The 11,084-nt window shown below is 38.7% G+C and carries 10 protein-coding genes; all 10 read right to left on the bottom strand.

Annotated elements, in window-relative coordinates; genetic code table 11:
- Positions 1–335 precede the first annotated feature (335 nt).
- On the bottom strand, positions 336–1,832 hold the full coding sequence (gene lysS / locus FC81_RS04920) for a lysine--tRNA ligase (RefSeq protein WP_057743666.1): 1,497 nt from the start codon (positions 1,830–1,832) through the stop codon (positions 336–338).
- 64 nt (positions 1,833–1,896) lie between these two features.
- The gene (gene dusB, locus FC81_RS04915) at positions 1,897–2,916 is read right to left on the bottom strand and encodes a tRNA dihydrouridine synthase DusB (RefSeq protein ID WP_057743663.1); all 1,020 of its coding nucleotides are present in this window, start codon (positions 2,914–2,916) and stop codon (positions 1,897–1,899) included.
- A 74-nt stretch (positions 2,917–2,990) separates the two neighbouring features.
- Positions 2,991–3,872 carry an Hsp33 family molecular chaperone HslO gene (gene hslO / locus FC81_RS04910; RefSeq protein ID WP_057743659.1) on the bottom strand — a complete coding sequence of 294 codons (882 nt, stop codon included), beginning with the start codon at positions 3,870–3,872 and terminating at the stop codon, positions 2,991–2,993.
- Positions 3,873–4,015: 143 nt separating this feature from the next.
- On the bottom strand, positions 4,016–6,082 hold the full coding sequence (ftsH, locus tag FC81_RS04905; RefSeq protein WP_057743656.1) for an ATP-dependent zinc metalloprotease FtsH: 2,067 nt from the start codon (positions 6,080–6,082) through the stop codon (positions 4,016–4,018).
- 89 nt (positions 6,083–6,171) lie between these two features.
- On the bottom strand, positions 6,172–6,714 hold the full coding sequence (gene hpt, locus FC81_RS04900) for a hypoxanthine phosphoribosyltransferase (protein WP_057743653.1): 543 nt from the start codon (positions 6,712–6,714) through the stop codon (positions 6,172–6,174).
- A 15-nt stretch (positions 6,715–6,729) separates the two neighbouring features.
- Complete coding sequence (gene tilS / locus FC81_RS04895) at positions 6,730–8,079, bottom strand: tRNA lysidine(34) synthetase TilS (RefSeq protein WP_057743650.1); 1,350 nt, start codon at positions 8,077–8,079, stop codon at positions 6,730–6,732.
- Between the two features lie 82 nt (positions 8,080–8,161).
- On the bottom strand, positions 8,162–8,659 hold the full coding sequence (locus FC81_RS04890; protein WP_057743647.1) for a S1 domain-containing RNA-binding protein: 498 nt from the start codon (positions 8,657–8,659) through the stop codon (positions 8,162–8,164).
- A 91-nt stretch (positions 8,660–8,750) separates the two neighbouring features.
- Positions 8,751–9,152, bottom strand: a complete 402-nt coding sequence (locus FC81_RS04885) for an FtsB family cell division protein (RefSeq protein WP_057743644.1) — start codon at positions 9,150–9,152, stop codon at positions 8,751–8,753.
- A gap of 84 nt (positions 9,153–9,236) precedes the next feature.
- Positions 9,237–9,506 (bottom strand): RNA-binding S4 domain-containing protein, encoded by a 270-nt coding sequence (locus FC81_RS04880; protein WP_057743642.1) that lies wholly within the window; start codon positions 9,504–9,506, stop codon positions 9,237–9,239.
- Between the two features lie 9 nt (positions 9,507–9,515).
- A complete protein-coding gene (locus tag FC81_RS04875) occupies positions 9,516–11,084 on the bottom strand; it encodes a polysaccharide biosynthesis protein (RefSeq protein WP_057743639.1) in 1,569 nt (522 codons plus the stop codon).

Raw genomic sequence — 11,084 nt, 5'->3', positions numbered from 1 at the left:
CCTACACATTTGATTTGTCGAAACTTTGTTCAGTTTTCAAAGATCTACTTGAATATCACAACACTTAAAATTATACCAGCTGTCAGTTCAAAATGCAAGCTTTTTTTAATCCGATAAATAAAAGCAACACATCTCAACAACCAACTTTTATAGTATATCATGAATTAAGAAAATAGCAACTATAAATTTTGCCTTATTCCATTTACTAACTATTTCTTTCCATTTACAGTCTTCTCTATGTAGTCATCCACCGTACCTAGTCACAAAAAAAGAGCCTTATCACAAGTAAATGTACTCATCATAAAGCTCTTTTATTAGTTTTTTACTATATGAAGCTATTGATTATCTTCTGGTCGGCGAGTTGGGAATAACAATACATCACGAATTGACGGTGCATCAGTCATTAACATTACTAACCGATCAATTCCCACACCTAGTCCACCAGTTGGTGGCATTCCGTATTCCAATGCTTCAATGTAGTCTTCATCTATTCCTTCAGCCTCATCATTTCCTTCTTCACGTTCCTTAACTTGAGCTTCAAAACGTGCACGCTGATCAAGCGGATCATTTAATTCGGTAAAAGCATTGGCAAACTCGCTTCCTACAATAAACATCTCAAACCGGTCAGTAAAGCGTGGATCATCAGCATTTTTCTTAGCTAATGGTGAAACTTCCACTGGATGCCCATATACGAACGTTGGATTCACTAACTTATCTTCGCAGAATTCATCAAAAAAGGCATTGATGATGTGTCCTACCTTCCAGTAATCTTCATAATGAACATTATTAGCATCGGCAACTTTTCTTGCTTCATCAAGTGTCATTGGTTTCCAAAAATCAATCCCAGTTTCATTCTTAATGGCATCTACCATATGCAAGCGACAGAAAGGTTTATTGAAATCGACTTTATTTCCTTGATATGTAACAATACCATTATCCGTGACAACTTTTGCAGCAGCCTTAAAGATCCCTTCTGTTTCATCCATCACATCTTTAAAATCAAAATAAGCTGCGTAAGATTCAAGCATTGTAAATTCAGGATTATGTTTAGTATCAATTCCTTCATTACGGAAAACTCGGCCAATTTCATAAACCCGTTCCATACCACCAACGATTAGTCTCTTCAAGTGTAATTCTAAGGCGATGCGCAGATAAAGCGAAATATCAAGGGCATTATGATAAGTTTTAAACGGACGAGCCGACGCTCCACCCGCCTGATTATGCAACACTGGTGTTTCGACTTCCGTAAAGCGTTGTTCATCCAGATACTTTCTTATAGCGGTTATAATCTGGCTACGCTTCATAAAACGATCAAAACTTTCTTGATTTGAAATCAAGTCTAAATAACGTTGACGATAAATTTGTTCTACATTTTGCAATCCATGGAATTTATCTGGCAAAGGACGCAGTGCTTTAGAAAGAAAAGTAATATCCGTTACACGGAGTGTTAATTCTCCCATATCAGTCTTAATAACATCTCCAGTGAAGCCCATATGGTCACCTATATCAGACCGCTTAAAAATATAGTATTTTTCTTCCCCAAGAACATCTTTCCGCACATAAATTTGAATTCGGCCATCACGATCTTTAATATCTGCAAAACCAACTTTGCCTTTACCTCTCTTAGCGACCATTCTACCTGCGATTGTTTCTTTGATTCCTTTACTTTCTAGTTCTTCTTTCGATTCATCGTCGTATTTGTCATGTAATTCTTGTGACATTGCCGTTCTCTCAAAACGATGTCCAAAAGGGTCAATTCCCTTGTCTCTTAATTCCTGCATTTTCTCCCGCCGTACACGAAGCTGATCATTTAAATTCTGTTCCTTTGCCAAATTAATCCCTCCAAAAAAATCTCTTCTCTTACTATATTGCCAACTTAACACGCAAAAAGCAAATCTATTTTATCTGTAAACTTCGATTGCGTCTTCTTTCCGCGCGTTCTAGTAGGTCACTTAAGAAATCATCAAAAATCTTGTGCATCTCATTTTCTGTATCAGCCGAATTTAAAGCTGCTTTAGCACGGGCGGACCGCGGAATGCCTTTTAAATAATAAGCTGCTTGACTTCTAAATTCTTTCGGTCCGACAATTTCACCTTTCAACAAAACTAGTCTGTGCAGGTGTTCTTTTGCCACCTGAATCTTTTGTTCAGCAGTTGGTTCAGGAACAACTACTTCACCAGCCAAAAACTCAGCTGTTTGCTTCACGATCCAAGGATTCCCCAAGGCTGCACGCCCGATCATTACCGCATCTGCACCAACATCTTCTAGCATTTTTTTAGCATCCTGTGGAGTCTTAACATCACCGTTACCGATAAACGGGATCTTAGTCAGATGATCTGCAACATCCTTTAGGATCCCCCAATCTGCATGACCTGTATATAATTGTTTTCGAGTTCGCCCATGCATTGCTAGTGCTGCTGCCCCAGCCTCTTCTGCAGCTAATGCATTTTCAACTGCAAAGATGTGATCAGCATCCCAGCCTGTTCGCATTTTAACAGTAACCGGTTTGCTACAAGCCTCAACAACTGCATGAACCATCTCATAGACTTTGTCTGGATCAAGCAGCCAACGAGCTCCTGCTTCCGCTTTAGTTACTTTGGGAACAGGGCAGCCCATGTTGATATCAATAATATCGACATCTGTTGTTTCCTCAATAAAATGTGCTGCTTCAACTAACGTTTCCTTATTTCCGCCAAAAATTTGGACACTTACTGGATGTTCCGTTGGATCAAATTTCAACATTCCAAGTGTTTTTTTATTTCTAAATTGAATTCCCCGATCTGAAATCATTTCACAGACGACTAGTCCTGCTCCAAACTCCTTACAAATCATTCGAAAAGCAACATTGGTTACTCCTGCCATAGGGGCAACAACAACTTGGTTAGGGATCGTAATGTCACCAATTTTCCATTCCATTTTTACACCTCATTTTAATTTTCAAAATTACTTTTGCAATGATAACACACATTAAAAAAAAGCTACATATTTAACTACTTGATGCTCACAGCTAACTTTTTTAACTCTTTTTCAGTAAAATGGTACTTCTGACCGCAAAAACGGCAAGTAGCTTCTGCACCATGATCTTCTTGAATCATTGTCTCTAAATCTCGTGGGGCAATACTTGCAAGTGAACGTGCAAAACGTGCTTTCGAACAATCACACTGATATGCAATAGACAGCTTGTCAAGGATTTGTACATTGGCCTTACCACACAATTCAAAAATTATTTCTTCTGGGGTTGTTTTTTCAACCATTAGTCCTGAGAGCGATGGAAAAGTTGCTAGTTTTTTCTCAATTTGTGAAATCACTTCATCTTCAACCTGCGGCATAACTTGGATCATAAATCCACCCGCCTCGTCTACAGCTCCTTGTTCGTCAAGTACAACTGACAAACCAACCGCAGATGGGATCTGCTCAGATTCTGCTAGATAATAAGTAAAGTCCTCCCCAAGCTCACCTGAAACAAGTGGAACCTGTCCTGTAAAAGGTGTTTTTAATCCTAGGTCTTTAGTTACTGATAGCACTCCTTTTGAGCCAATTGCTTCGCGGACATCAACTTGTTTATTATCTTTCAAAGGAAAATGAAGTTGTGGATTCTGCAAATAACCTTTTACTTTTCCCTGTGCATTTCCGTCCACCACAATTGCTCCAGTTGGTCCATCGCCCATAATTTTAACCGTCATTTTTTCTTGACCTTTTAATGATGCAGCACTTAACATTGCTGTTGCAGTAATTGCCCGCCCAAAAGCGGCCGTTGCTGCACTCCGTGTCGCATGAATTTCTTGAGCTTTACGTATCGTCTCTTCTGTTTTTATTGCATAAACTCTAATTTGACCTTCATATGCTAAACTTTTTACAAGATAATCTTTCATTTTTCCTCCAAATAAGTTCTAAGCTTTTCTAACTGCACTTTTTATTCTAACAAATAGTGAGCAGAATAAAACAATTTTTCAACCGTTTTATTCTGCTCACCTATTTAACTTATCATTTAGAAAGAATATTTTCTCCTGCTACACTAGTTTTTATCTTTTGGATAAAATGTGACTGTAGCTGAATCTTGATCCTTTCCATCATCAGACGAATCCTCTGCTTGTTTTTGTTTAGCAGCTTCCTTACGTTCAAGCGCCTCTTTCGATTCTTCAAAAGTTGCCGCTTTCTCGCTAGGAAATTCTTCACCTTTCTTAGCAGGCATCTTACCTGTTTCAAAAAGACTTAGAATCTGTTTTTCATCTAAAGTCTCATATTCAAGTAACGCTTCCGCAATAATTCGATGCTGCTTACGATGTTCCTCAATGATCTTTTTAGCTTCCTTCATTCCTTCATCAGCTAAATTCTTAACTTCTTCATCGATCATATTAGCTGTTTGTCCTGAATAGTTTGGTTGCCCAGCCATTCCACCACCAGCAAACATATTACTTTGACCTTCATATTGAACAGGACCCAGTTTTGAACTCATTCCATATTCTGTGACCATTGCCCGAGCTAACTGAGTCGCCTGTTGGAAGTCATTCGAAGCACCTGATGATTGTTCACCATAAATAATTTCTTCAGCAGCTCGTCCACCCATCAAGCCAGCAATTTGCTCTTTAAGATCATGCTTAGATAATAGCATCTGATCTTCTCTAGGTAGCATAATTGCATATCCACCAGCTCGTCCACGCGGTACAATCGTTACTTTATGAACGACACGCGCGTCATTTAAAACTAAACCAACAATTGTATGTCCAGCTTCGTGATAAGCAACAGTGTGCCGTTCCTTTTTACTGATTACCCGATCACGCTTTGCAGGACCTGCAATAACACGATCTTCCGCTTCATCAATATCTGACGCATCAATTTTTTTCTTATTACGTCGTGCTGCCAATAATGCAGCTTCATTTAGCAAGTTCTCAAGATCAGCCCCAACAAAACCTGGTGTTTGTTTTGCGACCATCTTCAGATCAACATCATCTGCCAACGGTTTATTCTTAGCATGAACTTTCAAAATAGCTTCCCGACCCTTAACATCTGGTCGACCGACAAGAATCTTACGGTCAAAACGTCCTGGTCGAAGCAAAGCCGGGTCTAAGACATCCGATCGGTTAGTTGCGGCCATGACGATGACACCTTCATCACCCGCAAAACCATCCATTTCAACCAGTAACTGGTTTAATGTCTGTTCACGCTCATCGTGGCCGCCACCCATCCCGGCACCACGTTGACGACCAACAGCATCGATTTCATCGATAAAGATAATCGACGGTGCGTTTTTCTTAGCATTTTCGAATAAATCACGAACACGGCTTGCTCCAACACCAACAAACATTTCAACAAAATCAGAACCGGAAATCGAGAAGAACGGTACTCCTGCTTCACCGGCAACTGCTTTAGCAAGTAATGTTTTACCCGTTCCTGGAGGTCCTTCAAGAAGTACCCCAGAAGGAATTCTAGCTCCCAAAGAAAGAAATTTGTGTGGATCACGCAAGAATTCAACAACTTCAACTAATTCCTGCTTTTCTTCCTCTGCACCGGCAACATCAGAGAACCGCACCTTATTAGCTTTTTTATCAACCGGTTTAGCCTTGGATTTTCCAAAGTTCATAACCCGACCATTGCCGCCGCCTTGACCAGCTTGTCCCATCATCATGTAGAAGAAGAAAATGAAGAAAACTACAGGCAAAAGATAAATAAGCAATTGCAGCCATAAACTGCTTGACTCTTCTTCCTTAGTTCCGACCTTTACATCATTTTTCTGTGAGTAATCCTGAATTTGTTTTACAGCAACATCATTAGTTAAGACATTTGTTGTAAAGGACTTCACCTTATTACTGCCACTAGTTAACCCGCCTAATCCAGTAGACTCTTTAGCTTTGCGTGCTTCCTTATATGTACCCGTTATTTTGTAGGTACTGCCTGAAGGCTGCATTGTAAAGTCTTTAACATTATTTTTTCTCAGCTCAGTGACAAACTGGCTAGATTGGATTTGTTGAGATTGTGAATTTGTCTTACCACCGAAGAAGTAATACAACATCCCCATGACCCCAAGGAAAATCACAATATAAAATAGACTGTTTTTAAAAAGTCCATTCTTCTTATTGTTCATACGTTTCCTCCTTGACTACATACGTATAGTTCAATTAATATTATTTTCGTTATTGAGTAAATCATATCATACTTGACTTTTATTGACTATTAATTATTCTCGTAAATTGCAGGTTTCAAAATACCAACATAAGGTAGATTGCGATAATGCCCTTGATAGTCCAGACCATATCCCACCACAAACTCATTCGGAACTTTAAAACCAACGTAATCAGGTCTGATACCCTTCACCCGTCGATCAGGTTTATCCAATAATGTACATATCTTCACAGAAGCTACCTTCCGGTGATTAAAAAGGTCAACTAAGCAATTCAGTGTTCTACCTGTATCAATGATATCTTCGACAATTAAAATATTTCGACCTTCCACTGGGACATCTAGGTCTTTAACAATTTTAATCTCACCAGTCGATTCTGTTTCATCTCCGTAACTTGAAACATCCATAAAATCGATTTCAGCATATGTTTTAATCTCGCGGACAATATCTGCCATGAACAAAAAAGCACCCTTCAATACACAAACTACTAAGGGATTTTTACCCGCATAATCCTTGGTTAATTGAGTACCGATTTTCTCAGCAACCTCTTTAATGTTTTCTTTAGTATAAAGGATCTCTTTGATATCATTATTCATATTTTAACCCCATCCCTATTTTCTCCTAAAAATCACCATGTATTGAATTTTATCATCTGAGCGGCACTCTGACAAATCTGATTTTTTTAGTCCAACGACCCAGATAACCTGATCTGTACAACTTGTTACAAGCCAAGTTTGTTTTCTCTTTTCTGCTGTTAACTTAGCATCAATCATTATCTTTTTGATTTTTTGATGACCTACTTTAGTTTCAATCGTGTCACCCGGACGACGATGCCGAACTTTAAGTGGTAAGCAGGCTTGATTTGAAAAGACGAACACATCATCTTGCTTTTCTACTACCTGCTTTCCATTTAAAAAAAGACCAACCTTTAGACCGCCGGGCAATGTATGCCATTGATCAAGTTTTAACTCCTGGCTTAAGAGTCCGTTATCTGCTTCATAACTTTGCCTTTTCAAAAAGAAACAAGCATACTGCTTAGCAAATATTACCTTTTGACCAAGTATAATTGAGCCTTGCGGTTTTTGGTCATTTTTTAATAACGACATAATTTGCATCAACTGTTGCTGTGAATAAGCCCTTTTTTGCCGTTGTAATAATAATTTTAAAGTAATTTCTTGCCAATTATAACTAAGGCTCAGCCACTTCTTAACCGAATAACACTGTCGCGTTGTCTCCAAGCTTGCCAACTTTTTATAGCCGTTTTCCTTAACGACAGAGATAAACTGCTCAAGTTGATCTGTATACTTACCAATATGTTCTAAAAACCGTGGATTTTCTTCCTTTAACCTAGGGATTATTTGGTTACGCACACGATTTCGAAAAAAGTCATTATCTTGATTCGTATAGTCTTCAAAGTAGTTTAAATGGTGTTTGACTGCATATTCACGAATAGCCTGCTTAGAAAATTTAAGTAGTGGACGCGAGAGCCTCCCTACCGTTCTGAAAGGGCGCTGTCTTTCAATACCGATCAATTGGTTTAACTCACCACCACGGACCAGCTTCATTAAGAAAGTTTCTGCTTGGTCATCCGCATGATGTGCAGTTAGCAGGTCTGTAATCTTTTCTTTTCTCATTATTTTTTCAAAGAAATCATATCTTACAGTTCTTGCCGCAGCTTCTACTCCTCTTTGCGGGTGATCATGTTCTTCCCATCTTTTTATAAACAACGTCAAAGATTTTTTCTTACAAAATTTCTGAATAAACTCCGTCTCTAAACTACTCTGTTCTCTCAACCGATGATCAACGTACGCTATAAAAAGCTGCGGCCTTCTTTTTATAGGAATCCTCAGTAACAAATCAACCAAAGTCATGGAATCAACTCCTGTCGACACCGCTACCAGAACTTTTTTATTTAAATCTAGTTGGACCAAGGTTTCTTCAAAAGCCCGTGCCATGTTCATCTTCATTCCGCCTATTCCACTAAAAAAACGATTGTCCCCTCTCAGATCTCAAGAGACAACAATCGACCATTCCTAATCTTTTTTAACTGCGACGACCACCACGACCGCCACGTTTACCTTCAGTATTGCGCTTAAGTGAAGTTAAGCGTGCTTCACTTTCTTTAAGGAAACCCGACAATAAGGAGTCAAAATCTTTTGGCTTCGGTTCGGATTTTTTATATGTTTGACTACGTTGACTATGATGACTGTGTGTTTTCACACCTGTTCCATTATAATGAGCGTGCTGTTTGCTGCCTTGATGATTATGTTCGCTTTTATTGAAAGTACGCGTTTTACTTTGTGTAGAATCTACTGCTTTACGGATCGAGAGACTAATCTTTCCATCATCAGCGATAGATAGTACCTTTACAGTTACTTCATCACCCACACTAAGTACATCATGGATATCCTTAACATAACTATCTGATATCTCACTGATATGCACCAGTCCGTTTTTTCTTTCACCTAAATCAACGAATGCACCAAAACTTGTAATTCCAGAAACCTTACCAGTGACTTTAGCACCTACTTCAATCGACATAAAAAAGTTGCTCCTCCTTATTTTGTATACACTTCAGTATACCATGTGAGAAAAGGTATGCAACCGATATGTTGATATCCCGCGTAAGTTTCTACTTTCCGTCAATAATTCCTGCAGACTTATCATTGGGAAAACTGTATATCGTTTCACCTTTTTTAGAATAGTAATACTTTTCCCTAATCATCTTTTCCAAATAATCGGGTTCATTTAGACGTTTAATTTTTCTTTTTAAATCTTTTTGCTCACTATTTACGTTATTCAACTTTTTTTGTGCTACTCGAGTCTGATTATTTAAAGAACGTGCCATTAACCTAGCATTAATTATTTGATAGCCAAAAAAGAGTGCAACAACTACTGCACCTAAAATAATGGCAGTGAGCCTACGACGACGTACTCGCTCAACACGCAATTTACGATTTTGTAACTGCGCTTGTTGTTTACGCAGCTTAAAAAAATCGTTATTCAGAACTTTTATTTTATGCTCACCAGCCACTATTTTCACTTCCTTCTTTTCATTAGCGCTTTCGTGCCGATTATAGCAGATGAGTTGAATCTTCGTCTATTAATTTACTCATTTTTAGTTATTATAGTTTTCCTGTCGTTTTTCTGAAAGGACCGTATATAGCTGCTCTGCTTCTTCCTTTTTAACAGTTTCCTTAACCATATTGATCTTTATCTCTAATGTTTTATTACCAAAACCAATCGTCACGGTATCACCTTGCGCAACGTTAGCAGATGACTTAGCCACCTTGCCATTAATCTTTATCCGGCCCTTATCAGTAATCTGCTTCGCTACTGTTCTTCGCTTAACGATCCGTGATATTTTTAGAAACTTATCTATCCGCATTTTTTTACCTCATTTTCTTTGAAATAATTTACTGATCCTTGCTCCACCTGGAATGCTTGCCCATTCTTGTGGGGTAAATAATTTTAATCTGCTAGCTGAAATAATAAAAACAATCCCGCCTAGAAGCACCCCACCACCAGTAGCAATGGTGCTTGCCAACCGTCCTGTGTAAATATAACGTTCCAGCAGTTCAACATATACCCGCGTAATGACTGTCATACTAAGAAGAGCTAGTCCTAGCTTAAGTAAAAAATAATCTCTTCCCAGGAGATAATTACCCATTTGTGGTAATGTCTTCCTTAAAACAAAACATCCTGCTATCAAACTGACCACGGTCGCAATACTTGCCCCTGTGATTCCAAAATGTCGTACCAAAAAAGTATTAGATATACTCTTAACTAATAGTATAACGATTAGTGCTAAAAAAGTCTGCCAATACTGATCGAGACTTTGTAAAAAAGACGTATACATCGTGAGCAACGTCGCGAAGATAATAGCCAGCATCGAAATAGCTAATGCGCCACTGCCTACAGCATCACCAAATAAGGTGGTGTTTATTTCTGGCATTAAAATTACCAGCCCTACTCCTGCAGCACTCGAAATTCCAAGACAAACCCTGATGATCATTTGTGTAATTTGCTTAAACTCCTTTATCTTGTGTTGCATAAATTTCTCTGTCAGAAGCGGTAATAATGTAGTTGAAAAACTCACTGAAATCACTAGTCCCATCTGGATCAATGGTTGTGCCCGGTCATATATTCCTTTTAAGTTTTTCGCTTCTGCCGCATGATACCCTGAACTTTGTAATGCATCCTTAATAGTAAATGAATCAATCAGCTGCAGCAAAACCATCATTGCCGTAAACAAACAAATAGTTAATCCGCTCGAAAATAACTGAATAGCGAGCTGTTTCAACTCACTCCACGAAAACTGATGTTTACCATGCAATAGTTTAATATAGAATAAAATAAAAAAGAAACTTGCCCCAATTGCTCCAAAAGTTGAGCCTAGCATCGCCCATGCACCCATGTAATAAAGCGACCATTGCATCCGTACAGCCAAGACTGCCACAATAATAATGACTGCGACCCTAATGCTTTGTTCTACTAACTGTGATAAGGCCGTTGGTACCATGTTAAATACTCCTTGATGGTATCCGCGACCAACTGCTAGGAAGGGCATCAACAAGTACATCCACGATACACTCCTGATCAAAACTTGTAATTGTCCGTCTCCCATTGCTTGGCTTAGCCAACCTGCTCCAATCTGTAGACCAGTAAAAGCTACTACGCCTAATACAGATAAAAGAAGGAGCAGCTCATAAGCAACTTGGTCTTTTGCCTGTTGCTTTGCCTGTTGTGCTATAATCTTCGAAATATACATTGGAAAACCAGTTAACGCAAATGTCATCCCCACTCCATAAAGCGGATAAACTTGCTGATAGATATAAAAGCCGGTATTGCCCACTAAGTTTTCAAGCGGTATCCGGTAAAAGGCACTTAGTATTTTAGCCAGTAATGAAGCTACCGTTAAAATAGCTGTTCCTTTCACCATCTTATTGACTTGTCTGTTTATCAT

Source organism: Liquorilactobacillus capillatus DSM 19910, assembly GCF_001434915.1.
Taxonomy (GTDB): domain Bacteria; phylum Bacillota; class Bacilli; order Lactobacillales; family Lactobacillaceae; genus Liquorilactobacillus; species Liquorilactobacillus capillatus.
This window is presented reverse-complemented; position numbering and strand designations above follow the sequence as displayed.